General features: G+C 69.1%; 18 protein-coding genes. 8 read left to right on the top strand and 10 right to left on the bottom strand.

Features of this window, described 5'->3' with window-relative positions:
* The first annotated feature begins 295 nt into the window (after positions 1 to 295).
* Positions 296 to 2,884, top strand: coding sequence for a nuclear transport factor 2 family protein (locus ACPXB1_RS13605; protein ID WP_425735397.1), 2,589 nt, complete (start codon positions 296 to 298; stop codon positions 2,882 to 2,884).
* Positions 2,885 to 2,957: 73 nt separating this feature from the next.
* Here the strand turns inward: ACPXB1_RS13605 and ACPXB1_RS13600 are convergent, their stop codons facing one another.
* Genes ACPXB1_RS13600 through ACPXB1_RS13570 form a run of 7 tightly spaced genes read right to left on the bottom strand, consistent with a single transcriptional unit; the run spans position 2,958 to position 9,952 of the window.
* A complete protein-coding gene (locus ACPXB1_RS13600; protein ID WP_355591685.1) occupies positions 2,958 to 4,385 on the bottom strand; it encodes an NAD-dependent succinate-semialdehyde dehydrogenase in 1,428 nt (475 codons plus the stop codon).
* Complete coding sequence (locus tag ACPXB1_RS13595) at positions 4,382 to 5,620, bottom strand: iron-containing alcohol dehydrogenase (protein WP_425735357.1); 1,239 nt, start codon at positions 5,618 to 5,620, stop codon at positions 4,382 to 4,384. The genes ACPXB1_RS13600 and ACPXB1_RS13595 overlap by 4 nt, the downstream gene beginning before the upstream one ends.
* Positions 5,613 to 6,386 carry an SDR family NAD(P)-dependent oxidoreductase gene (locus tag ACPXB1_RS13590; RefSeq protein WP_425735356.1) on the bottom strand — a complete coding sequence of 258 codons (774 nt, stop codon included), beginning with the start codon at positions 6,384 to 6,386 and terminating at the stop codon, positions 5,613 to 5,615. Before ACPXB1_RS13590 ends, ACPXB1_RS13595 begins: the two co-directional genes overlap by 8 nt.
* Positions 6,383 to 7,186, bottom strand: coding sequence for an HpcH/HpaI aldolase family protein (locus ACPXB1_RS13585; protein WP_355591694.1), 804 nt, complete (start codon positions 7,184 to 7,186; stop codon positions 6,383 to 6,385). The genes ACPXB1_RS13590 and ACPXB1_RS13585 overlap by 4 nt, the downstream gene beginning before the upstream one ends.
* The gene (locus tag ACPXB1_RS13580; protein WP_425735355.1) at positions 7,183 to 8,094 is read right to left on the bottom strand and encodes a hypothetical protein; all 912 of its coding nucleotides are present in this window, start codon (positions 8,092 to 8,094) and stop codon (positions 7,183 to 7,185) included. Before ACPXB1_RS13580 ends, ACPXB1_RS13585 begins: the two co-directional genes overlap by 4 nt.
* The gene (locus tag ACPXB1_RS13575; RefSeq protein WP_355630057.1) at positions 8,091 to 9,032 is read right to left on the bottom strand and encodes a 3-keto-5-aminohexanoate cleavage protein; all 942 of its coding nucleotides are present in this window, start codon (positions 9,030 to 9,032) and stop codon (positions 8,091 to 8,093) included. Before ACPXB1_RS13575 ends, ACPXB1_RS13580 begins: the two co-directional genes overlap by 4 nt.
* Entirely contained in the window at positions 9,032 to 9,952 is a 921-nt protein-coding gene (locus ACPXB1_RS13570) for a DUF6282 family protein (protein WP_053656683.1), read from the bottom strand. The genes ACPXB1_RS13575 and ACPXB1_RS13570 overlap by 1 nt, the downstream gene beginning before the upstream one ends.
* A gap of 238 nt (positions 9,953 to 10,190) precedes the next feature.
* On the opposite strand from ACPXB1_RS13570, the gene ACPXB1_RS13565 reads away from it, so the two are divergent.
* The 7 genes from ACPXB1_RS13565 (at position 10,191) to ACPXB1_RS13535 (ending at position 16,926) form a co-directional block, all read left to right on the top strand.
* The gene (locus ACPXB1_RS13565) at positions 10,191 to 10,976 is read left to right on the top strand and encodes an IclR family transcriptional regulator (RefSeq protein ID WP_355591702.1); all 786 of its coding nucleotides are present in this window, start codon (positions 10,191 to 10,193) and stop codon (positions 10,974 to 10,976) included.
* Between the two features lie 51 nt (positions 10,977 to 11,027).
* Positions 11,028 to 11,894, top strand: coding sequence for an ABC transporter permease (locus ACPXB1_RS13560; RefSeq protein ID WP_355592099.1), 867 nt, complete (start codon positions 11,028 to 11,030; stop codon positions 11,892 to 11,894).
* Positions 11,891 to 12,760, top strand: a complete 870-nt coding sequence (locus ACPXB1_RS13555; RefSeq protein ID WP_355591705.1) for an ABC transporter permease — start codon at positions 11,891 to 11,893, stop codon at positions 12,758 to 12,760. Before ACPXB1_RS13560 ends, ACPXB1_RS13555 begins: the two co-directional genes overlap by 4 nt.
* A gap of 8 nt (positions 12,761 to 12,768) precedes the next feature.
* A complete protein-coding gene (locus tag ACPXB1_RS13550) occupies positions 12,769 to 13,905 on the top strand; it encodes an ABC transporter ATP-binding protein (RefSeq protein ID WP_355591708.1) in 1,137 nt (378 codons plus the stop codon).
* Between the two features lie 159 nt (positions 13,906 to 14,064).
* Complete coding sequence (locus ACPXB1_RS13545; RefSeq protein ID WP_355591711.1) at positions 14,065 to 15,135, top strand: extracellular solute-binding protein; 1,071 nt, start codon at positions 14,065 to 14,067, stop codon at positions 15,133 to 15,135.
* Positions 15,136 to 15,197: 62 nt separating this feature from the next.
* A complete protein-coding gene (locus tag ACPXB1_RS13540; protein ID WP_355591714.1) occupies positions 15,198 to 15,962 on the top strand; it encodes an IclR family transcriptional regulator in 765 nt (254 codons plus the stop codon).
* The gene (locus tag ACPXB1_RS13535) at positions 15,949 to 16,926 is read left to right on the top strand and encodes a cyclase family protein (protein WP_355591717.1); all 978 of its coding nucleotides are present in this window, start codon (positions 15,949 to 15,951) and stop codon (positions 16,924 to 16,926) included. The genes ACPXB1_RS13540 and ACPXB1_RS13535 overlap by 14 nt, the downstream gene beginning before the upstream one ends.
* Before the next feature lie 92 nt (positions 16,927 to 17,018).
* Here ACPXB1_RS13535 and ACPXB1_RS13530 read toward each other — a convergent pair whose 3' ends face one another.
* Genes ACPXB1_RS13530 through ACPXB1_RS13520 form a run of 3 tightly spaced genes read right to left on the bottom strand, consistent with a single transcriptional unit; the run spans position 17,019 to position 23,499 of the window.
* Positions 17,019 to 17,996, bottom strand: a complete 978-nt coding sequence (locus ACPXB1_RS13530; RefSeq protein WP_355591720.1) for a hypothetical protein — start codon at positions 17,994 to 17,996, stop codon at positions 17,019 to 17,021.
* Between the two features lie 32 nt (positions 17,997 to 18,028).
* Positions 18,029 to 19,555, bottom strand: coding sequence for an OmpL47-type beta-barrel domain-containing protein (locus ACPXB1_RS13525; RefSeq protein WP_425735354.1), 1,527 nt, complete (start codon positions 19,553 to 19,555; stop codon positions 18,029 to 18,031).
* An 8-nt stretch (positions 19,556 to 19,563) separates the two neighbouring features.
* The gene (locus tag ACPXB1_RS13520) at positions 19,564 to 23,499 is read right to left on the bottom strand and encodes a ThuA domain-containing protein (RefSeq protein WP_425735353.1); all 3,936 of its coding nucleotides are present in this window, start codon (positions 23,497 to 23,499) and stop codon (positions 19,564 to 19,566) included.
* Positions 23,500 to 23,505: the final 6 nt, after the last annotated feature.

Below are 23,505 nucleotides of genomic sequence, written 5' to 3'. Positions count from 1 at the left end.
AGGAGCGTGCGCACAGCGATACCAGCATTCCGGTATCCGCGCTAAGTGGATTCCGTGCCGTCCGTTTCGTTCTCTCGTTTCGCCTGATCAGCCCCGCGCGCTGCCCGAACCGCCGAAAGTGCGCCGGCTCGCCGCCCAAATGTTCGTCCATCGAAATCGATCTAGCGCATGACGAACATTTCAGTTACGTTTCGCGGCATCGCCTGCCGCCCGGGACGGCGGCGCGAATCTGCCCGACACCCTCGCCCGAGGGGCCCGCGAATCAACGGCAACGGCAACGGATAGGGGCGTGAGCATGAGACGTGTGACAAGTGTGGCCACAGCGCTACTCCTGATAGCCGGGGTGGCCATCAACCCACCGGCAGCATCGGCACAAACCCAGGGCACGACCACGAACGTGGCGGTGTCGACGACGATCAACACACTGGCCCGGGATGTCGAACGGGTGGAGTCCCTGCGCGAGGTGAAGGACGTCCAACGCGCGTACACCCACCTGGCCCAGTTCGGGCGGTGGTCGGAGATGGCCGAACTGTTCGCCACCGACGGCACGTTGCAGTGGGGGGATCAGACAACCGCCGGCCGCTCGGCGATCGCGGCCTGGCTCGAAGCAGACGCCGGCGGCATGGACGGCATCCGGCCGGGCTCCCTGCACACACTTGTCATCGACCAGCCTCTGGTGAACCTCTCCGCCGACGGCACCACCGCCAAGGGCCGCTGGATGGGCCTGCGTTTCCTGGGTGACGGCGAGGGCCAGGCGCGAATCGAGGGCGGAATCTACGAAAATGAGTACGTCCTCAGGGACGGCCGCTGGCAGATCGAGCTTCTCCGCTACTACCCGCAGTACGCCGGCGCGTACGCCACCGGCTGGCGCAACGTCGGCGGCGCGCTGCCGATCGTCCCCTACCACTTCACCCCCGACGAGGCGGGCGTACCGATCCCGCCGCCGACGGGCGCCGCGCCGGCCACGACGGCCACCGTCGGCGAGTTGGCGGCCCGGATCAGCAGGCTCAACGACGAGGACGCGGTCCGCAACCTCCAGCACGCCTACGGCTACTACGTCGACCGTCGCATGTGGTCCGACGTTGTCGACCTCTTCGCCTCCGACGGCACTGTCCGGATCGACGGCGTCGGCTCCTACCAGGGCAGCAGTGGCGTCCGTCAGGCGATGGAGCGGATGGGCCCGGAGAACCTCTCCCAGGGCATCCTCAACGAGCGGCCGCTGTTCGACACGATCGTCGAGGTGAGCCCCAACGGGCAGGAGGCCATCGCCCGGGGCATCGAGTTCGCCATGGTCGGTGACGCGAACACCCGTGCCGCCTCGTGGGAGTTCTCCGTCTTCCGCAACTCGTTCGTCAAGGACGGCGGGCTGTGGAAGCTCAAGGACATGGCGATCACTCCCCTGATCGTCGCCACCTACGCCGACGGTTGGGGCAACGGCGGCGTCGCCGCGCCCGCCACCGTCGTACCGGCGTTCCTCGACGTCGCCGGTCGTAGCGCGAAGCCGGCGGGGACCGCACCGCCGAACACGGATCTCGCCGACCTCAAGCGCCGGCTGGACCGGTCGCAGGCGTTCGACGGCGCCGAGAACGTCTCGCTGGCCTACACCGCCTACCTCGACGATCTGCGGATCGTGGAAATGTCGCAGATCCACGCGGCGAACGGCCACAAGCTCTCGCCGTTCGCTGGCTACTTCATCGGACCCGAGCGCATCGCGCAGGCCGGGCTCACCGTCTACGGGAGCAACCCGTCCACGATGCGCAACAGCCTGTCCATGCACTGGCGTCCGCAGCCGGTGGTGATCGTGTCGGAGGACGGCCGGTCGGCTACCCTGCGCGCACGGCTGCTCCAGCCCCGCACGTCGATCAACAACCCGGGCACCTTCAACGGCGCCATGTACAACGACGAGTTCGTGCTGGAGAACGGCATCTGGCGGGTCTGGAGCCTGACCATCGACGAGTTCTACTGGCAGTCGGTCAACTGGGCCGGCGGTTGGGCGGCCGCGAACCCGCGCAACCCCAGCCTGCCCGACCCGGCGCCGAGCACTCTGGTGACCAGGTACCCCCCGGATGTGCTGCTCAGCCAGATGGGGATCCGCGCGGAGGGCTTCCAGGGCGGCACCGGCAGGTTCATCGGCTGGCCGGGGATCCTGCCCATGTGGTTCCACTACCGCAACCCGGTGACCGGGCGGGAGCCGGCGCACTACTGGCCCGACTGCGCTCCGTGCGAGGTACGCCCCGACTGGCGGATGACGGCCCACGGCTACCAGAAGCCGCCGACCGGGCCGCAGATCGACGGTTGGGACCTGGACGCGCCGGCGCTCAACAAGGTCGCGCCCAGCGTCAACGGCTCCGGACTGTGGGAGCAGCGCCTCACCGCCACGCCGGGCACCTGGAACGTCGACGGACTGTCGTTCGCGTACCAGTGGCTGCGCGACGGAGAACCGATCAGCGGCGCGACCGGGCAGCACTACAAGGTGCAGCACGCCGACGTCGGGCACGAGCTGCGGGTGAAGGTCACCGCGACCGGCGCTGGACGTCCAGCGGCGACCGCCACCAGCGGTCCGGTGACAGCCGCCTACCGAACGTGGGACGCCGGCACCGTCTACACCGGTGGTGAGTACGTCAGCCACGGTGACGCCGTACACGTGGCGCAGTGGTGGACGCAGAACCAGGTGCCGGGGTCCTCGCCGTGGGGTTCGTGGATGCAGGTCGGCGCGCCGACGGCGTGCGCGACCGGCACCCACCTGACCTGGACCTCGTCGTGGGTCTACACCGGTGGCGAGACCGTCGTGCACGGCGGCAAGCTCTGGAAGGCCCAGTGGTGGACGCGTAACCAACTGCCCGGCACGCCGAACGGGCCGTGGCAGCAGGTCGGCACCTGCTGATCTGATCCCGTCGACACGAAACCGCACCGGGTTGGCCGAAGGTCCAGCCAACCCGGTGCGGTTTTCACGTGTGTCACGCGGTGAGGGCTATGTACTTCTCCTCGAGGAACTCCAGGATCCCCTCGGAGCCGCCCTCCCGGCCGAGGCCGCTCTGCTTGACACCACCGAACGGTGCGGACGGATCGCTCACGACACCCCTGTTGACAGCCACCATCCCGGCCTCGAGGCGGCGTGCCACGGCGATCGCCTCGCGCTCCTCGCCGAAGACGTACGCCATGAGGCCGTAGATGGTGTCGTTCGCCATCCGGACCGCCTCGTCGACGTCGTCGAAGCGGACCACCGCGGTCACCGGCCCGAAGATCTCGGTGGTGGTGATCGTCGAGCCGTGGGCCACGTCGGTGAGCAACGTCGCGTCGTAGAAGGCGCCGTCGGCCGACGACTGCCCCCCGCGCACAAGCGTCGCTCCCTCCGCCACGGCGGTCTGCACGAGGCTGGCGACCTTGTCCCGCTCGTGCACGGAGACCAACGCCCCGAGGTCGTTGCTGCGGTCCAGCCCCCGACCCACCGAGACGGCGGCGAGCGCGGCGTCCATCCGGGCGACGAACTCGTCGTGCACCGAGCTGTGCACGTAGAAGCGATTGGCCGCGGTGCAGGCCGAGCCCCCGTTGCGCATCTTCGCAAGCAGGGCGCCCTCGACTGTGGTCTCCAGGTCCGCGCCGGGCAGCACGATGACAGGCGCGTTCCCGCCCAGCTCCATCGAGGCGCTCACCACGCTGTCGGCGCAGGCGTGCAGCAGCTCGCGGCCCACCTCGGTCGAGCCGGTGAACGACAGCTTCCGGACCTCGGGGCGGTCGATCATGCGCCGTACGAGCGGGCCGGTCGGGACCGGGGTGACAAGGTTGACGACGCCGCGTGGAACCCCGGCGCGGCGCAGAACCTCGACGACGTACGCCGCCGTGAGAGGTGTCTCCCGGGCAGGCTTGAGGATCGTCGTGCACCCCGCGGCGAGCGCGGGGCCGAGCTTGCGGGTCGCCATGGCGGCCGGGAAGTTCCACGGGGTGATGAGCAGCGAGACACCGATCGGCTGCCGGTCCACGATGATCCGCTTGTCGCCCGCGGGCGAGAGCCGGTAGTCGCCCGGCACGCGCACCGCCTCCTCGGCGAACCAGCGAAAGAACTCCTTCGCGTAGGTGGCCTCCCCGATCGCGTCCGCCCAGGACTTGCCGTTCTCGCGGACCATGAGTTCGGCGAAGACCTCGACCTCGGCGGTGAGGATCTCGTAGGCGGCGCGGAGCAGCTCGCCGCGCTCACGCGGGGCGGTCGCCGCCCAGGCGTCCTGCGCGGCGGCCGCCGCGTCGACGGCGTCCATGCAGTCCTGTTCCGAGGCGATGGCGAAGCGGGCGATTGTCGACAGGTCCGCGGGGTCGACGACGTCGAAACGCTCCCCGTCCGAGCCGGCCCGCCACTGCCCGTCGATGAACAGGTCCGTGTGCAGGGTCATTGGGCACTCCGATCCGCCAGGGCTCCCGCGTGGGCGCGTTCGAGGATGTCTAGCAGCAGGTCCCGCGACGGCGTGACAGGGGCTATCGCGATCAGGCGTGTCGACCCGAGTGCCAGGTCGGCCAGCCGCGGCAGGTGCGCGCGCTCGACGCCGATGTCGGCGAGGCTTGCGGGCACGCCGATCTCGCGGTTGATCAGCGCGATCCGGGCGACGGTCCGCTCGGCGGAGGCTTCGCCGGGCGGGATCTGCTCGATCGCGGCGCCGAGCGTCGCGGTCCGCTCGGCGACGTCGGCCTCGACGCGCAGAGCGTCGAGGACGTACGGGAGCATCAGGCCCGTGCCGAGCCCGTGGGGGGTCCTGGTGAGTGCGCCGATCGGGTATTGCAGGGCGTGGCACAGGTGGGTGCCGGTCGAGCCGAACGCGATCCCCCCGAGCAGCGCGCCCATGGCGACCTCCTGGCGCGCACGCCGGTCGGTGGGCTCCCGCACTGCCAGCGGCAGCCACTGGCCGAGGTGCCCCGCGGCGCGCAGCGCGATGCCGTCGACGAGGGCGTTGCGACCTGTGAACACCGGCAGTCGAGCGGACCAGTCGAGGTCGAAGGGCCGTGCCGTGTACGACTCGACAGCGTGCACGAGCGCGTCGATGCCGGCGTACGCGGTCACCGTCGCCGGCGACCCGATTGTGAACTCCGGGTCGACGATGGCGGCGACCGGCACCAGGAACGGGCTGGAGATGCCCACCTTGAGTTCCCGCGTCGGATCCGAGACGACGGCCACGGGTGTCACCTCCGAGCCGGTGCCGGCCGTCGTCGGCACCGCCACGATCGGCACCACCGGGCCGGGCACGAGGTTCTCGCCGTAGTACCTGCTCAGCGGGCCGCCGTGTGCGCAGAGCAGCGCGATCAGTTTGGCCGCGTCGAGCGCGCTTCCGCCGCCGATCGCGAGGATGACGTCCGCGCCGTACTCCTGGGCCGTCGCGGCGGCGGTGTCCAGGGTGTCGACGGGTAACTCCGGTGTGATGTCGGAGTGGACGCGCACGTCGAGCCCGGCCGCGGTGAGCGCGCCGATGGTGTCGTCGAGGAACGGTGTCCGTACGAGGAACGGGTCGACGACGGCGAGCACCCGCCGGCCGTGGACGCCGACGGTCTCCGGCAGTTGCGCCCGCGCGCCGTACCCGAAGTGCACCCGTGCGGGGAGCCGGAGGGTCCCGACGACGCCGGTCCCCGGGTCAGGCACTGAAACCGCCGTCGACGGGCAGCACGACGCCGCTGAGGTGACTGGCCCGGTCGCTGAGCAGGAACGCCGCCGTGCCGCCGACCTCGGTTCCGGTTCCCACCTTGCGCAGCGGCGTGGCGGCGATGCGCGCCTCCACGCCGCCGGGGATGGCCAGCCGGGTCTTGGCGAGCATGGGGGTCTCGGTGGGTCCGGGCGCGATGACGTTGACCCTGATGCCGAGCGGGCCGAAGTCGTGGGCGGCGGTGCGGGTCAGGCCGATGACGGCGTGCTTGGTGGCCTGGTAGGCACCCATGCCGGAGCTGCCGCGCATCCCACCGATGCTGCTCACGTTGACGATCGAGCCCGCTCCCTGTCGCCGCATGCCCCGCACCTCCTCGCGGATGCACAGCCAGGTGCCCTTCACGTTGACCGCCATGATGCGGTCGAAGTCCGGCTCGGAAACTTCGTCGAGGCGGCCGGCCTGCGTCATCGCCGCGTTGTTGAACGCGCCGTCGAGCCTGCCGAACCGCTCGACTGTGGTGTCGACGAACCGGGCGACGTCCCGGGCGTCCGACACGTCGCCGGTCACGTACGCGACGTCGTGCCCCGCCGAGGTCAGCTCGGTGGCGATCGCGGCGAGCGGTCCCTCGGTGCGCGCCACGAGCATCAGCGCCGCGCCGTCGGCGGCCAGGACGCGCGCCGTGTCGGCTCCGATCCCCGCGCTCGCCCCGACGACGAGGACGACCTTGCCGTTCAGTGGCGGGGCGATCGATTGTGCGTCAGTCATGGACCCTCCAGTTCGTACGTCACGGTCCTGGCCGCGTCGACGGCTGCCTTCGCGGCGGCGCCGAACAGACTCGCGTCGTTGCTCATCGTCGTGAACCGGAATCCCGCGTCCACCGCCGCACGAACGGAATCCACTGTGGAGCCGCCCGCGTTGCCCACCGGAACGCCGGCCGCGCGGGCCTGCTCGATCGTCACCGCGATCAGGGCGGCGATGGCCGGGTCGGATTCGGTCCGGCCCTCGCTCACCGAGAGGTCCGCGGCGCCGACGAGCAACGCGTCGACACCGTCGATTGCGGCGATGGCGCCCGCGTTGCGTACCGCGACGGCGCTCTCGATCTGCGCGATGAGGACGACCTCCTGCTGGCCGTAGCGAAGGTAGTCCGCGCGCGGGAGGGCTCCCCACGCGCCGGCTCGGCTCGTCGCGCCGACGCCCCGCGACCCCAGGGGCGGGAAGCGCACGAGCGACACCGCCGCCCGCGCCTGTTCGACGGTGTCGACGTGCGGCATCATGATGCCCTCGGCGCCCGCGTCGAGCATCCGCTGCACCACGCCCGCGTCGGTGCCCGGCACGCGGACCAGAGGCGCGACGCCCAGATAGAGCGCGGTGCCGATGAGCTGGTACGCCGATTCCAGCGTGATCGGCGAGTGTTCCAGGTCGATGACGGCGAAGTCGAAACCGGCGAGCGCGACCAGCTCCATGATCTCCATGGCCGGGATCTTCACCCAGGTGCCGAGGGCTGGCGCGTGGACGTCGGCGAGGGCCTCGCGGAATCGGCTCGACTGCCCCGACAGGCCGGTCACCGCATCGGGTAGTCGTCGGCGTTCAACACCCACCCCGAGGCGGAGAAGTCCTCGCGCGGCGGGGAGAAGATGTCGATGAGCTGCTGGTGCGGGCCGACCCCCTGGGTCGTGTGCACCGTCGGCGGCGGGATGACGCAGATCGACGGGGTGGCGATCTCACGGCTCTCGTCGGGCCGCCAGCGCGTCGAGTCCGGGCCCCACGGGTAGCGGATGTGGTGCATGAAGCGGCCCTTGACGGCGAGCGAGACCTGTTCGAAGTCGTCGTGGTGGTGCGGCGACAACTTGTGGACATCGCGGGGCTTCGGCTCCTCGGCGAGGAAGTTGACCATGAGGTTCGTGGTGCGGAAGATGCGGCCGAACCGGCCCTCGACGATCGGTGTGTCCGCCAACCGGTAGACGCGCAGCGCGAACCCGCCGATCGGGTCGGGCCAGGGCGCAAGAGGCGCCACCCGCTCGTCGGGCTCGGCGTACGCCGCCGCGTTGACAGCGCTGGCGCACAGGTCCTCGGCCCGGTTGGAGAACAGCCGGATGAGTGTGCCGTCGCCGTCGACGCGGATCTCGCTGTCGCCCGGCGGTACGACGACGAACGCCTCCTCGGACACCGACTCGGTGCGGCCGGCGGCGGACACCGTTACGGGTGCGCTGGACGAGTACATGAGGACTGCGTACTCGTCAGGTTGCGCGGCGCGGGCGAACACGTCACCCGCCTTGGCCTCGGTGTAGGCGATCACCAGGTTGGCGGCGCGGGCGATCCAGGTGGTGCTGCCGTTCGGCCCGACCACCGTCGGTGCGAACGAGTGGAACTCGATCCACTGTGCGGGCCTGATGGGCGTGGACACGTCCACCGCCCGGGTGGGGGTCGAGGTCGTCAGGCGCGACCGGATGTCGTCTGCGGCGTACGTACTCATGCGTGTGGGCTCCCTTCGGCGGTTCCGATGCCGCGCAGCGCGAGCAGCGCACGGGCATCGGTTGGCGTGGCGATCTCCTTGCCGAGGTCCTCGATCACGTCGCGGATCTTGCGGACCTGCTGCGCGTTGCTCTCGGCGAGCCGTCCCTTGCCGATCCAGAGGCTGTCTTCCAGGCCCACCCGCACGTGCCCGCCGAGCCAGGCGCTGTGCGTACCGAACTGCATCTGGTCCCGACCCGCTGCGAACGCGGAGAACGAGTAGTCGTCGCCGAACAGCTTGTCGGCGACGCGCACCATGTGTTCGAGGTTCTCGTGGTCGGCGCCGATGCCGCCCAGGATGCCGAAGACACCCTGGATCAGCAGCGGCGGCGTGGCCAGACCCCGGTCGACGAAGTGGGCGAGCGAGTACAGGTGACCGATGTCGTAGCACTCGTACTCGAACCGGGTTCCGTTCGCGCCGAGCGTGCGCAGCGTGTGCTCGATGCGGTCGAACGTGTTGACGAACGGCTGGGAGTAGGTGTTGAGCACGTAGGGCTTCTCCCACGCGTACCGCCACTCGGTCACCCGCTCGGCGATCCCGGAGTACACGAAGTTCATCGATCCCATGTTCATGGAGGCGAGTTCCGGGCGGAACGCGACGGCCGCCGCGAGCCGCTGCTCCATCGTCATCGCCGACGAACCGCCGGTGGTGATGTTGATGACGGCGTCGGTGCGTTCGGTGATGCGCGGGATGATCTGTTCGAAGATCTCGGGTTCGAAGGCGGGTCGCCCGTCCGGGTGCCGCGCGTGGATGTGCACGATGGCCGAGCCGGCCTCCACCGCCTCGACGGCGGCCTGCGCCACGTCCGCCGCCGACAGCGGCAGGTAGGGGCTCTGCGAGGGAACGTTCACCGAGCCTGTCACCGCCGTCGTGATGATGACCTTCTCAGCCGTACGCATCAGTTGGTCTCCTCGAGACCGAGCAGGTAGGCGGTGTTGCGGCAGATCATCTGGCGGATGGCGGCGGCGGAGATGCCGTGGTCGAGCAACTGCTGGACGATCAGGATGTACGCGTCGACGGGGAGCGGGTTGCCCTGCTGGCCGAGGTCCGAGTCGAGCACTGTGCGCTCCGGGCCGATCTTGTTGATCCAGTCGACGAGTCGCTCGATCGGCCAGCGGGGTGCGGGCACCTGTGGGTGGTACATCGAGAGCTCGTGCTCGACGAACGCGCCGTAGCCGAGCATCGTCTCGATGTCGGGTTCGGAGACGTCGACGATGAAGTCGGGGTGGTGCAGCAGGATGCGCTTGACCCCGTTCGCGCTTGCCGTCTTGAAGTAGGCGGACATCGACTCGCCGTCGAGGTGGCCTCCGGTCAGCAGGATTCCGGCATCGGCGACCAGGCGGGTGACGAGGTCCGCCTCCTCGGACACGTCACCGGCGGCGTTGAAGATCGACACCTCGGATTCGTAGAGGTTGCCGGTGGCGCTCGGAAAACCGTCGTCGTGGCTGTGTGCCCGGATGTGCTGGCCCGCCGACACTGTCGGCCCCCACACGCAGCGGCCACCCATGTTGATCGCCACCGCGACAGCCGACGGGTTGACGCCGCCGACCTCGGAGTTGAGGGCCACCCCGCCGTACATGGGTGTCGGCGCGTTCGCCAGCTGCGTTCGCATGGCGAGCAGATCCATCACGGTGTTGTGGTGATGCGACTTGCACAGGATGGCGCGCATGTTGATCCGGGCCGCGTCGTACGACGCTTCCACGTGGTCGAAGCGGCGGGGGAAGGGGCTCGGACCGGAGTGGCAATGGAGGTCGACGGCGCCGTCCAGCACCTTGAGCAGCCCGGGCGTCGGCGTGCGCGTCTCCTCGGCGACGGACATGCGAGTACCTCCTTGAGTCGGTGATGCGTGTTCGGGATGCGTAATGAAAGTTCAATATACGGATCACGCTCAGGTGTGTCCACAGCCCCGGACGCACTCCACGCCACCCGAGTGCAGCGACGGCTGTTCACAATACGAAGTTGAGGGTTGCCCTATGAACTTTCGGCTGCTCTACTTGCGACACAGCCCGGACACATGCACGACACATGCCCGACGTGACTCCCGGAGGCGGTGTGAGATGAGCAGCGAGCGTCACGGCCATCGCACACGCCGCACCGGCAGTCCGGGCCGCACCGCAGGTCCAGCCCGGACGGCCACGATCCAGTCGATCGACCGCGCCGCGAGTGTGCTCGCGCTCCTCGACCAGGACACCGGCAGCCTCACGCCGGCGCTCGTGGCCGACCGGCTCGGCCTGAACCGGACGACAGCGCACCGGTATCTCCAGTCGTTGCAGCGCGCCGGGTTCCTCAACACCGCATTCGGACCGGGCCCACTGCTCGACCAGCTCTCCGCGCTGGTGTCGGTGCGCCAGCAGATCCTCACCCTCGCGCCGCCGGTCATGCGTCAGCTCTCGGACGGGACGGGACTCACCTCGGTGCTGAGTTTCCTGGGGCGATCAGGCGCGGTGGTGACGCTCGTCGAGGAGGCCAACCAGGCCACCATCGTGCTCACCGTGCGCGTCGGCACCGTGCTCGAACACAAGGCGGCGCAGACCCGCGTCCTCCTGGCGTTCCAGTCCGACCCGGCTGCGGTGGCCCGCGCGCACGAGCGGCTCACCCCGACCGAGGCCGCCGTGGAGCGGCACGCGCTTGTCGGCGTACGGCGCCACCGGGTCGCCTGGGCCGACCTCGACCGGGAGGGCTTCGTGTCGGTGGCGGTACCGGTCTTCGCCACCCGCAACGTCCAGGCCGCGATGGCGCTCCTCGGCACGACAGCGATGTTGCGCCCCGCGGACCAGTCGACCGAGCGCGTGCACGCGCTCGAGCAGGCAGCGCAGACCCTGGGCTCGCTTGTCGCGAGCTGACCCATGCAGGACACCCGAGCCCGAGATGACGGACGGAAGGCGGACGTGAAGATGCCAGGTCCCGCGAGGCGGCGCACCCCGAGCCCGCAGTGGCTCCTGCTCGTGCCGGCGTTCGCACTGATCACCGTGATCCTGCTCGTCCCACTCGGCCAGAGCCTCGTCCGCAGCGCCGGAAGTCCGGACTGGACGATCCAGCACTACCAGACGCTGTTCACCGACGGGGTGACGCTGCGGGTACTCGCCCGCACCGCGATAACGGCGGCCATGGTCACCCTCATCGCCTTCCTGCTCGGCTACCCGTACGCGTACCTCATGACCCGGGTCGGGCCGCGAATGCGCGGCGTCCTCCTGGTGATCGTCCTGATCCCGTTCTGGACGTCGGTGATGGCCCGCAACTTCGCGTGGATCATCATCTTGCAGCGCAACGGTCCGGTGCACTCGTTCCTGGAGCAGTTCGGCCTGGACATCGTGCTGTACGGGACGGTCGGCGGGGTGACCATCGCGATGAGCCAGGTACTGCTCCCGTTCATGGTGCTGCCCCTGTTCAGTGCGCTCAGCGGCATCGACAGGCGACTGCTGCTGGCCGCGCGCGGGCTCGGCTCGCATCCCCTCAAGGCCTTCTGGAAGGTGTACTGGCCGCTGTCGCGCGGCGGCGTCGTGGCCGGGCTGATCCTCGTATTCACGCTGAGCCTCGGCTTCTACGTCACGCCGGCCCTGCTCGGCTCACCGCAGCAGTCGCTCGTCGCCCAACTGCTCGGCCAGCGCACGACCCAGCTCCTCGACTTCGCCGGGGCCAGCGCGCTGGGGATGCTCGTGCTCGTCGTCACCCTCGTGCTCGTCGCCTGGGCGAACCGCCTCGGGGGCACCATCTCGGCTATCGGCGTCGTCGCCGCCACTCGTACGAAGGACCAGCCATGACCCGCGCGTTGCGTGACATCCAGACGGAGGCGGGCGAGACGACGGCGCCCCGCCCGCGCCGCACCCGCCGACGCGCACGGGGGGTGGACCCGATCCCGTGGTGGCTGACCGCCATCGTGGTCCTCGTCGCGCTGTACTTCATCCTCCCCACGCTGATCGTCATCCCGATGAGCTTCAGCTCCGCGTCGACGTTCCAGTTCCCGCCGAAGGGTTTCTCGCTCAAGCTGTACGAGAACTTCTTCACCAACCCGGTGTGGCTGACCTCGCTGCGCAACTCGGTGCTTGTGGCACTGCTCTCGGCCACGCTCGCAACGGTGGTGGGGACCGCCGCCGCGCTGGGCCTGCACAACCTGACCGGGCGGCTGGCCCGTTTCGCACGGACCGTACTGATGATCTCGATCGTCACGCCGGCGATCGTCATCGCGGTGGCGGTCTACATCTCCTTCCTGAAGTGGCAGCTCGTCGGGACCATCACCGGCTACGTGCTCGCGCACGCCGCGATAGCCGTGCCGTTCGTGCTGGTGTCGGTCACGAGCGCGCTCGGCGGGTTCGACCCGAAGCTGCTGCGCGCGTCGGCGTCACTGGGCGCCCCGCCGTACCGCACCTTCCTGCGCGTGACGATGCCGCTGATCAGCCGGGGCATCGTCACGGGCGCCATCTTCGCCTTCGTGACGTCGTTCGACGAGGTCGTCATCGCCCTCTTCCTGCGCTCTCCGCTGTTCCAGACGCTGCCCGTGCAGATGTACAACAGCGTCACCGTCGAGATCGACCCGACGATCGCCGCGTCATCCAGCCTCGTGGTCACCGCGGTCACCATCATCTGCCTCGTCCTGCAGTTCGTGGGTAGCCGAGGAAAGACCCGTTAGGAGTACGCATGCCTGCAACGCCGTCCCCCACTGTCGCGCCCGCGCCCGCGTCCGTTGCGCCGCGGGCCGGTACGCAGATCCGCCTCAACGGTGTGACAAAGGACTACGGCCTGGCGGTTCCCGCCGTCGCGGACGTCTCGCTCACCATCGAACCAGGCGAGTTCATGACGCTGCTCGGGCCCAGCGGCTCCGGCAAGACGACGACGCTCAACCTGATAGCGGGGTTCGAGACGCTCACCGCGGGGACGATCTCGTTCAACGGGGCCGATGTCAGCGCGCTTCCCCCGCACAAGCGCAACCTGGGCATGCTCTTCCAGAACTACGCGCTCTTTCCGCACATGACTGTCGCGCAGAACGTCGCCTATCCGCTGCGCGAACGCCGGGTGTCCAGGGCCGAGACGGCGCGCAAGGTCGCCGAGGTGCTCGAACTGGTCCAGCTGACCGGCCGGGACGACAACTATCCCGCCCAGCTGTCCGGCGGCCAGCAGCAGCGGGTCGCGCTCGCCCGCGCCATCGTCTTCGGCCCGACAGCGCTGCTCCTCGACGAGCCGCTGGGGGCGCTGGATCGCAACCTGCGGTCCTCGTTGCAGCTGGAGATCCAGCGGATCCACCGCGAGGTGGGGTCGACGTTCGTGTTCGTCACCCACGACCAGGAGGAGGCGATGAACCTGTCGGACCGCATCGCGCTCTTCAACGACGGCCGCATCGAGCAGGTGGGAACGCCGGAATCGCTCTACGAGGCCCCGGAGACCCTCTTCACGGCGCGCTTCCTCGGCGACTCGAACGTCTTCGAGTTGTCGGGCAGCGCCGACGACACCGTCGTGTGGGAGGACAACGTCTGGGCTCTCGACTCCCGCACCGTGTCGTCCCGGGCGAGCGCCGGCGGTCAGGTCGCCCTGGTGGTGCGGCCGGAGGACGTCCACATCGTCACCGACGGCGGCGCGGTGCCGGCCGGGGCGAACTCGGTGGCCGCGACCATCCGGGACATCGGCTACATGGGTTCCTACCGCACGGCCGCGCTCTCGCTGGGCCGGGGAGGGACTGTCGGGCGCGCGAAGTTCGACGCCATGCAGACGGACCTGAGCGTCGGCCAGCCGGTCGTCGCCTGGTGGCGGGTCGAGAAGCAACGTGTCGTAGCCGCCTGATCGTTCACTGTGTGAACAATGATCGACGTATTCCAAACATGATGCCTGAACGGCCCTTGCACAGCCGCGTCACCCTCGCCTAGCGTTCATATTACGAAGTCATGAACCGCGATTTGAACAATCAGGCTCGCATATCGACCTATACCGAAGGAAGTGACGATGGTGACCAGAACCAGTCGCGGTCTCGCGACCATCAGCGCGATCACCGCCGTGGCCCTGCTGGCCGCCTGCGGCGGCGAGACGGCCTCCGCGACAGACCCGGACGGCCCGGTCAAACTGACGTTCGTCGCGTACGGCGGTGTCGGCCAGGAGGCGATGATCGAGAACTACCAGAAGCCCTACACGGCCGCGAACCCCAACGTCACATTCGTCAATTCCTCACCGCCGGACGTCGCGCAGGTGAAGGCCCAGGTGCAGAGCAACTCCGTGCTGTGGGACGTGGTCGCGGTCGCCCCGGCCGCCGCCACCCAGAACTGCGGGACCCTCTTCGAGAAGCTGGACTTCTCCGCTGTCGACAAGAAGGACCTCGTCGAGGGCACCATCGGTGAATGCTACATCGGCAACTTCATCAACGCGTCGCCGTTCGCCTATCGCACCGACGCGTTCCCGGACGCCAGCAAGGCGCCGAAGACGATCGAGGACTTCTTCGACGTCCAGAAGTTCCCCGGCCGGCGCGGCATTCTCACCAACATCCAGAACGGCATCCTTGAATATCCGCTGTTGGCCGACGGCGTGGCCCCGAAGGATCTCTACCCGCTCGACGTCGACCGCTCGCTCAAGAAACTCGACACCATTCGCAACGTCACGACGTTCGCCCCGAACGTCGGCGCGCTGCAGCAGGCTGTCGGATCGAAGCAGGTCGACATGTTCCTGCTTGCGGACTCGCGACTCGTACCGCTGATGGACGAGGGCACCGACGTCACGATCGTGTGGGACGTGACAGTCGCGTCCATCAACGCCTTCGCCGTCCCGAAGGGCTCGCCGAACGTCCAGGCCGCACAACGGTTCCTGCCGACGGTGGTGAGCCCCGAGGCTGTCGCCGGCATATCCGAGGCCCTCGGCACCGCGCCGGTGAACCTGGCCGCCAAGTCGAACCTCTCGCAGAACGCCAAGAAGGTGGAGGTCTACGGCCCCGCCAATACCGGCGAAACGGTCCTTCAGGACGTCGGCTGGTACGCTACCAACTTCAACGAGGTGACGACGAAGCTCACCAATTGGCTGGCCGGATGACGCCACTCCCCCACGGGTCACACTGAAACCTAGACGTTCCCTCTGTGAACTACGATTCAGCGATGGCGAACTTTGACCCGACCGACGCATCGAGTTCCGACATCCGGGCCGTTGCACGCGTCGGCCAGATCCTAGCGCTGTTCGGCCCTCGGGTCCTCGAGCTCACAGCGGCGGACGTTGCCGAACGCACCGGCCTGAACCGCACAACGGCCTACCGGTACTGCGCATCGATGGTGGCCGCCGGCATTCTCGAACGAGGCACCCGGCGAGGGACGTTCGCGCTCGGCGGACTGATGCTGGAGCTGGGCATCCAGGCCCTGGGACGCCAACGCATCGTCGAGATCGCCGGTCCCCACCTGCGGAAGCTGCGCACCGCCGTCCGCATGACGGCGGTGCTCAGCATCCGCGGCGCGACGGAGCCGGTGGTCGCCCTCGTCGAGGAGGACACGAGTCGAATGGTCGTGGTGACCGTGCACGCGGGCTCGAAGCTCGACATGACCGCGGCCCAGACCCACCTGTTCCTCGCGTACGCCGATCCGTCAGCGCTGGACGCCGCCACCGAGGGAATGTCGGCGGTCGACAGGGCCCGGCTGGAGTCCGAGATCTACTCCGCCCGCCGGCAGGGGTTCAGCATCGCCCGACACAGCGGCGGCCTGTTCGCCATGGCGGCGCCGGTCTTCGACGAGCAGGGAATGTGCGCCACCGTGGCGATCCTCGGCGCCGGGGAACTCGACCTGGCCACCGCACTCGACCAACTCCTGGCAACCGCCACCGCGCTCAGCGACGAACTGAAGGCTCCAGGTGAAGGGCCACATGCCGACTTATGAAGAACTCTCCTCCGCGGACCCGCCCCACTCGAGCTGGGATGTCTTCGGCCGCGACGACGAACTGGGCACCATCAACCTCCTGACGCCCGAACGGGTGGCGGCGGCCGCGCGACTCGTCCGCAGCGGCCACAGGTTCAACCTCGACTACCCCGTCAACGCCTTCGACCCGTACCCGACCGGCACCCGACCGGCCACCGCGCACCACGTGTTCGCCAACAACGAGTTCCACCGCGACGACTGGCTCGACTCGTTCTATCTCCAGTCCACCTCGCAGTTGGACGCGTTGCGCCACATCGGCCACCCCCGACACGGTTTCTACAACGGGCTCGCGGCCTCCGACAACACGAGCGACTCGACGCGCCTGGGCATCCACAACTGGGCCGAGTCGGGCATCGCCGGCCGGGGCGTGCTGCTGGACGTAGCGCGTTTCTTCGCGGCACACGGCCGCGAGTACGACTGCGAGACGACGGTGGTCCTCGACGCGCCGACGCTCGACGCGATCGCGGCGGACCAGGGCGTCCAGTGGCGCGGCGGCGACATCCTGTTGCTGCGCACCGGCTGGGCCGAGAACTACGTGGCGAAATCGCGGCCGGAGCGCATCGAGTTCAACACCCGCAACCGGTCCCCCGGGCTGGCCCAACGCGAGCAGACACTGCGGTGGCTGTGGGACCACGAAATCGCGCTCGTCGCCAGTGACACGCCCGCCGTCGAGGCCGACCCCGTCATCGACTCGGATTTCCGGGTGACAGGCGAACGCGCACCCGAGCGCGGCGTGAACCACAGCGGCATGCTGCACCGACCGCTTATCGCACTGCTCGGCATGGCGATGGGCGAGCTGTGGAGGCTCGACCAGCTCGCCGCGAGCTGCGCGCAGGACGGCCGCTACGACTTCTTCCTTACCTGCAAACCACTGAACATCCCGGGTGGGGTCGGCTCCCCGCCCAACGCGCTCGCCATCAAGTGAGCGCCCGAGGCTTGCCGTACCGGAAACGGTGGTGACGCCGCGCCGGGCCGAACGCCTGCTGACGTCCGGCCCGGCGTTACGGTGCCGGCGGCCTAGAGCCGGGCGGTGCCCGCCGCGGTGGCCGCCTGCTCGGCCGAGGTACGACGGACCTCCGCCCTCTGCTCGCCGGCCTCCTCGCGGTCCGGGTCGGCCACCCGGGCGGCCCGGTTGGCTGTCGCGTCGGCCTGGTCACCGGTCACGCCGCCGCGGATCCGGTTGTTGTCGGCCACCTGCGCAGCCGGGTTGTTCGACGTCACAGTGAGCTGACCGTTGATGATGTTGTCGTCGACGGTGACTCCACCAGTGGTGCTGGTGATGCTGACGTCCGCGCCCCAGTAGCCGCCGGACGCGCAGCTGTCGAGGACCCCGTTCGGGCCGAGTTGCACCCCGCCGAGGTTGCCGGCGAAGGTGGCCCGGCCCCGGACCGCACTGCCGCACACCACGCTGCCGGTGGAGCTGTTCAGCACCGACAGCGTGCCGTCGACGAACGAGTCGTGCACGTCGGTGTAGTAGGTGCCGGTGCTGCTCAGGTTGCGCTGCACCTGGGTTCCACTGTCGAGCCGGACCTCGCCGGCGCTCGCGTTGACGTGCCCGACGATCGTCGACTCCTCCACGAACAGGAAGCTGTCGATTGTCGCCGTGCCCTTCGGCCGTACCGTCACGGTTCCGGTCTGGGCGGCGGAGAGGAAGACGCCGTACCCGCCGGCGGCCAGCACCACCTGGCCGTCGACTGTCGTGTCGGTGGCGTCGAGGTAGCCGTCCGCGGCGACGCGTACCTCACCGCTGATGCGACCACCGGTGACCACCAGGTTGCCGCCGGCCGCGACGGTGACGTTGCCGGTGATCGTGGTGCCGGTCAGCGAGCAGGACTTGCCGGCCGGCACGAGCAGGTCGTTGGGGACGGTCACCGCGCCGCCGGTGCCGATGCAGTGGGTGACCAGGTCGGCGTGTGCGGAGGGCGCCACCGCCAGCACCGAGGCGGCGACGACGGCGCTCACGGTGGCCAGCTTGACGACGGTACGTCCGGGCATCGTTGTACTCCCTGTCGGTGAGATTCGAGGACTCATGCGCCGACGTCCGATCGGGCCGCGGCCCGGACGATGGCGCCCTGCTGCCGCCGGTCGAGCGTTCCGCCGGTCACGAGCGCGGTGGTGACCGCCTCGACGTGCCTGACGAACTCGGCGTGGCCGGGGTAGTCGGCGTGTTCGTCGATCAGATCGTTTATGGTGCAGCCGTCGCCGGTGTCGACGTTCGCCACACCGGTGTCGTCGCCGTCGATGATCACGGTGGCCCGGGTGTCGGACTCGGGGCAGGCGTCGGTGCCGTCTGCCACCACCGTGAACGTGCTCGACTGCTCGGTGGAGGTGTTGCCGGCGGTGTCGGTGGCCCGGTACCGCACTGTGTGCGCGCCGACGGCGCGGACGGTGACCGGCCCGGAGTACGTGGTCCAGGCCCCGGTGCCGAGCGCGTACTCGACCTTTGCCACTCCCGATTCGTCGTCGGTGGCGGTGACTGTGACTGTCGCGCCGCCGACGTACGCGCCGTCGTCGTTGCGGTCACCGGTCACCGTGGCGGAGACCGTGGGCGGGGTGGTGTCCTCGACCGGCGGTGCGACGACCGTGAAGTGCGCCATCTGCTCGGCCGACGTGTTACCGGCGACGTCTGTCGCCCGGTAGTGCAGCATGTGCATCCCCACCGTGTTCACGACGACCGGGTTCGCGTACGTGGTGAAGGCGCCACCGTCGAGGGAGTACTCGATGCTGGCGACACCGGACCCCTCGTCGGTGGCGGTAAGCGTGGCGGTGGCCGTACCGACGTAGTTGCCGTCGCCGTCACGGTCGCCGGTCAACGCGGCCGTCACCACCGGCGGCGTGGTGTCCTCCTGGGTCGGCTCGACGATCCGGAACGACACCGAGCCGACAGCGCTGGTGTTGCCGGCCTGGTCGGTAGCGCGGAACTGCACCGAGTGGTCACCGATCGCCGTGACGCGCACCGGCTGCGTGTACGGCTGGAAGCTCGTGTCGTCGACCTGGTATTCGACGGTGTCCACGCCGGAGCCGGCGTCGGTGGCAGTCACCGTCACCGTCGCTGCACCGACGTAGTTGCCGTCCTGGTCGCGGTCACCCGACACGGCGCCGGTCACCGTCGGCGGGGTGGTGTCGTCGCCACCACCGCCGTCGGTGACCACCAGCTCCCCGACCATCTGGCCGTGGCCGGGGATTGTGCAGAAGTAGCGGTAGCGGCCCGGCGTCAGCGTCACTGTCGCCTCGTGACGCCCGTTGTTGACGTCGAACGGGTTGGCCAGGATGTTCAGCGTGACGTCGTGGTTGTAGCCCTCGGTGCTGGTGTCGAAGGTCAGCGTGTGCGGCATCCCTGTGGTGTTTCCGGTGGCCGCGCTGTTCTCCCAGATGATCGTTGTCGCACCGGCCACCGCCTGGGTGGGAGCGGACTTGTAGCGGGTGATGTCGTCGTCGGCGGTCCAGGTCAGCACCTGTTCCGCGGCGCGTGGGGCGGCGGTGGCCGGCGTCGCTGCCCACGGGGTCACCGTGAGCAGGAGCGCCGCCAGCGCTGCCGTCAGTCGTCGGGGCATCGTCTCTCCTAGAGTTCGCGCACGCGGATGTTGCGGAACTCGGTCAGGTCGTTGTCACCGTGGTTCTGCAGGCCGATGAAGCCGCGCAGGAACTGCCGCAGATCGGTGGGTGGATCGCCGGCGCGGGAGGACTGTTTGCCCGGCGTGTTGTCGAACTCGTTGATCACCACACCGTTACGGATCATGGTGTAGTGCTGGCCGACGACGCGGATCTCGTAGTCGTTCCACTGGTTCTTCGGGGTGACGCCGGCCTGCGCCAGCGGCACGGGGTCGAAGTTGTAGACCGAGCCGGTCTTCTGCGGCTCACCGGTCTCACCGTCGTAGATCTGGATTTCGTGTCCGCAGTAGATGGCCATCCACGCAGGCGAGGTCCGGGCCGATCCGACAGTGCCGCAGCTGCCCGGCGGGCGCTGCTCCAACGGCGTCCGCAGGTCGGGGAACCGGACGAACACGCCGGTGTTGGCCCGACCGGTGCCGGGTGCGATGTCGCGGAACTGCACCCGCAGGGAGAAGTCGCCGAGTTCCTTCGTGTGCCAGAGCATGCCCAGACCACCGCTGGACCGCAACGACCCGTCCGGCTGGATCGCGAACGACCCGGTCGGCGCCTGCTGCCAACCGCGAAGCGACTCGGCAGTGCCGTCGAAGAGCGGCTCGTAGCCGGTGCGTCCGTCCCGACCGATCTCCGACGCGGCGGCCAGACGGGTGAGCGTGCCGGCCTCACGGGCGTTGAGCAGGTCGTCGTCCCGCAGCGCGTCGGTCACCGCTGTCACGTGCCGCACGAAGCTGTTGTGATCGGGCCAGACGCTCTCGTCGTCGAGCAGGTCGTTTATGGTGCAGCCCTGCCCGACCGTGCGGTTGGGCACCTTGCTGTCCGTGTCGTCGAGCCACACAGTCTGCCGGGCATCGGGCACCGCACAGCCCACGGTGACAGTGGACTGCACCGTCGCCGTCTCACCGTCGGCGTACGTGACCGTCAGCTTCGCCGTGTAGGTGCCGACAGTCGCGTACGTGTGCCGGGGGTTCGCCTCGGTCGACGTGGCGCCGTCGCCGAACTCCCAGCGGTGGCTGACTCCGCCGGAGCGGGAGCCGTCGAAGGCGATGGTCAGCGGCTTGTTCTGCACGGCCACCGAGTTCGCCGACGGTACGGGGGTGGGCGCGCCGCCGGTGTAGGTGATCCGGATCAGCTTCTGGTTGGGGTGCAGGCTGAAGAACCCGCCTCCGTAGTCCAGCAGGTAGAGCGCGCCGTCCGGGCCGAACTTGGCGTCCATCCAGCTCTGCAGCCGGGTGTCGCCGTTGCCGCTGGGGATGATGGCCCGCAGCGTCTCGGCGTACACCGGTGGGGTTGCCTGCGGCACGCCGGCCGGGTCGACGGTGACGGCGACGCGGTTGTTGGCGTTCGACTGGTCGCCGATGAACCACTTCTCGTCCCAGTACGCCGGCCAGGCCACACCGCTGTTGGTGTCGACGCGGTCGCGGTGGTAGGTCGGACCGGACATGATGGCCTGCCCGCCGCCGCGCAGGTAGGGCTGCGTGTAGGTGGCGTCGGCCGCGACGTAGGTAGGCAGGCCGCTGCCGTCGGTCCTCTTCGGGAAGACCGGTCCCCCGCCGTCTGGCGAATACCAGATCATGTTGTCCCGGGCCGCCGGGATGTCCACCAGACCGGTGTTGCGGGGAGACTCGTTCTTCAGGTTGTCGCAGTCGTACCAGCCGGTCAGCACTGTCGCGTCGGTGTTGCTGCGGTCCCGGTACGGCTGCCGGTTGCCCATGCAGTACGGCCAACCGTGATTACCGGCCTCGGTGATGATCGTGGCGGTCTCGTACTTGGCCGGGCCGAGGGTGGGGCTGGGCGACGACGCGTCCGGGCCGACCCAGCCGGCGGTCAGCCACTGGTGTTCCGGGTCGATCTGGAGTCGGGCGATGTTGCGCACGCCCATCACGTAGATCTCCGGACGGGTCTTCTCGGTGCCCGGTGGGAACAGGTTGCCCTCCGGGATGGTGTACGTGCCGTCCGCCTCCGGGTGAATCCGGATGATCTTTCCGGCGAGGTCGTTCGTGTTACCCGACGTACGTCGGGCGTCCTGGAACGAGATCCCCTGGTACTCCTGGGTCCAGTTGTTACCGGAGTAGCCCTGCGACCCCTCGGAGGAGTTGTTGTCGCCGGATCCCACGTAGAGGTTGCCCTTGGCGTCGAACGCCATGCCGCCACCGGCGTGGCAGCAGCTGTGGATCTGCACCGGGAACTCCAGCAGATCCTTGCGGGTGGACTGGTCGATGGTCTGCGCCTCGCGGTCGTAGGTGAACCGCGAGATGGTCCGCTGCCCGACCCGCTTCACCCTGTCGATCGACTCGTGCGGCATCCAGTAGACGTAGAGCCAGCCGTTCTCGGCGAACTTCGGGTCGGGCACGATGCCGAGCAGGCCCTCCTCGTTCTTCACCAGCTCGGAGCCGCTGCCCCGGTTGCCCATCACCTCAAGGGTGGTGAGCAGCTTCGCCTGTTTGGTACGCGGGTCCCACGAGTGGATGGTGCCGCAGCCCTTACCGACGTTCGGGTTGTTCCAGTCCGCGATCGGGCCGGTCGGGCAGGCCGCCTTGCCGACGTAGAAGACGGTGCCGTCGGGGGCGATGGTCAGCCCGTGCGGCTCGCCGATCTGGTCCAGCTGACCGGTCTGGTTGGCAGCGGTGAGTCGCTCCACCTTGTAGTTCGACGCGATGGTGGCCTGGCAGTCGCCGCGGACGCGACCGGTGGTCCAGTTGAGAGCCCCGGCCAGGTGCGTGCGGAACGCCTCCTCGCCGTAGCTGCCCTCGGTATGGCCCATGCCCGTGTAGAACGACCGGCCGCCGTCGTAGTCCCGGCACCAGGACACCGGGTGGAACGGGCCGTTGGCGCCCGGCCCGGGGTCGTAGTGCCGCTCCTGCACCTGGGCCAGTGTGTGCACGGTGCCGATCGGGTTCGGGTCCCAGTTGTCCCAGCGGTCCGACCGGGTGATGGTCATCGGCAGCGACGCCGTGGCCGGGTGCTTCCGGTCCAGGATGTCGACCACCGCCCGGTTCACCGGTGGGATCTGCGGCGCGCTTGTGTCGCCGGTGAAGAGCCGCAGGTCGGCGAGCTGGATCAGGGGCTCCCCGCTGTTGGCTGTGATGTTCAGCCGGAAGTGCTTGAACTCCTGCGGGGTGGCGATGTCGAAGCGGCGGGTCTGGAAGCGCTCCGGGAAGACCTGACCGGTGCGCCGGTCCAGGTCGGTCCAGCTCTGGCCGTCTGCCGAGCCCTGGAGCGTCCAGTCCTTCGGGTCGCGGCCGGTGAAGTCGTTCGCCGACGTCAGCGCGTACCCAGTGACCTGCTTCGGCGCGCTCAGTTCGTAGGCGACCCAACCGGTAGCGGTGCGGACCAGCCACTTGGTGTTGGCGTCGCCGTCGGTGAGTTTCTCCTTTGTCTCGTCCGGCGGGTTCTCGCCGCTGGCGGTCACCCGGGCGACCGGCTCGGCCACCGGGATGGCGCCCGCCGGGCGGGCACCGATCAGGCCGGTGAACCAGGCGGAGTCGACCTGCGCGCGGGCGGCGTCGGCGATGCCGACGAAGCCGCCGCCGGCCTTCATGTAGCTCTGCAGCGCCGACTCCTGGTCGCGGTTGAGCGCGGCGCCCGTCGCGGAGAGAAAGACCACGCTGCGGTACGCGGACAGCCCGGACGCTGTGAACACGCTGGGGTCACTGGTGGTGATGACATCGATGTCATGACCGGCACCAAGTTGCCGGATGGTATCCGCTGCGCGCGCCACCGGGTCCTGCTGCTCGGCCACCGGGCCGTGGAACACCAGGACCGCTGTCTTCTGCGGCTGCGCCACCTGCGGTGCCGCTGCCGTTCGCGGCGCGGCTGCCGCCGAAGTCGCCGGGATCAGTGTCACGAGTGCCGCTATCGCGGCGAGTGCTCGTCGTAGCTTTCTGGTCATGCCCGT

It is taken from the genome of Micromonospora sp. DT68 (assembly GCF_049847245.1).
GTDB lineage: Bacteria > Actinomycetota > Actinomycetes > Mycobacteriales > Micromonosporaceae > Micromonospora > Micromonospora profundi.
The sequence above is the reverse complement of the archived record's forward strand: the minus strand, read 5'-3'. Positions and strand labels throughout refer to the sequence as shown.

Excerpts from the sequence above, each read along its gene's own strand:
- ACPXB1_RS13605 (WP_425735397.1), top strand. The coding sequence starts at position 296 with ATGAGACGTGTGACAAGTGTGGCCACAGCGCTACTCCTGATAGCCGGG.
- ACPXB1_RS13600 (WP_355591685.1), bottom strand. The coding sequence starts at position 4,385 with ATGACCCTGCACACGGACCTGTTCATCGACGGGCAGTGGCGGGCCGGC.
- ACPXB1_RS13590 (WP_425735356.1), bottom strand. The coding sequence starts at position 6,386 with ATGACTGACGCACAATCGATCGCCCCGCCACTGAACGGCAAGGTCGTC.
- ACPXB1_RS13580 (WP_425735355.1), bottom strand. The coding sequence starts at position 8,094 with ATGAGTACGTACGCCGCAGACGACATCCGGTCGCGCCTGACGACCTCG.
- ACPXB1_RS13575 (WP_355630057.1), bottom strand. The coding sequence starts at position 9,032 with ATGCGTACGGCTGAGAAGGTCATCATCACGACGGCGGTGACAGGCTCG.
- ACPXB1_RS13570 (WP_053656683.1), bottom strand. The coding sequence starts at position 9,952 with ATGTCCGTCGCCGAGGAGACGCGCACGCCGACGCCCGGGCTGCTCAAG.
- ACPXB1_RS13565 (WP_355591702.1), top strand. The coding sequence starts at position 10,191 with ATGAGCAGCGAGCGTCACGGCCATCGCACACGCCGCACCGGCAGTCCG.
- ACPXB1_RS13560 (WP_355592099.1), top strand. The coding sequence starts at position 11,028 with ATGCCAGGTCCCGCGAGGCGGCGCACCCCGAGCCCGCAGTGGCTCCTG.
- ACPXB1_RS13555 (WP_355591705.1), top strand. The coding sequence starts at position 11,891 with ATGACCCGCGCGTTGCGTGACATCCAGACGGAGGCGGGCGAGACGACG.
- ACPXB1_RS13550 (WP_355591708.1), top strand. The coding sequence starts at position 12,769 with ATGCCTGCAACGCCGTCCCCCACTGTCGCGCCCGCGCCCGCGTCCGTT.
- ACPXB1_RS13545 (WP_355591711.1), top strand. The coding sequence starts at position 14,065 with ATGGTGACCAGAACCAGTCGCGGTCTCGCGACCATCAGCGCGATCACC.
- ACPXB1_RS13540 (WP_355591714.1), top strand. The coding sequence starts at position 15,198 with ATGGCGAACTTTGACCCGACCGACGCATCGAGTTCCGACATCCGGGCC.
- ACPXB1_RS13535 (WP_355591717.1), top strand. The coding sequence starts at position 15,949 with ATGCCGACTTATGAAGAACTCTCCTCCGCGGACCCGCCCCACTCGAGC.
- ACPXB1_RS13530 (WP_355591720.1), bottom strand. The coding sequence starts at position 17,996 with ATGCCCGGACGTACCGTCGTCAAGCTGGCCACCGTGAGCGCCGTCGTC.
- ACPXB1_RS13525 (WP_425735354.1), bottom strand. The coding sequence starts at position 19,555 with ATGCCCCGACGACTGACGGCAGCGCTGGCGGCGCTCCTGCTCACGGTG.
- ACPXB1_RS13520 (WP_425735353.1), bottom strand. The coding sequence starts at position 23,499 with ATGACCAGAAAGCTACGACGAGCACTCGCCGCGATAGCGGCACTCGTG.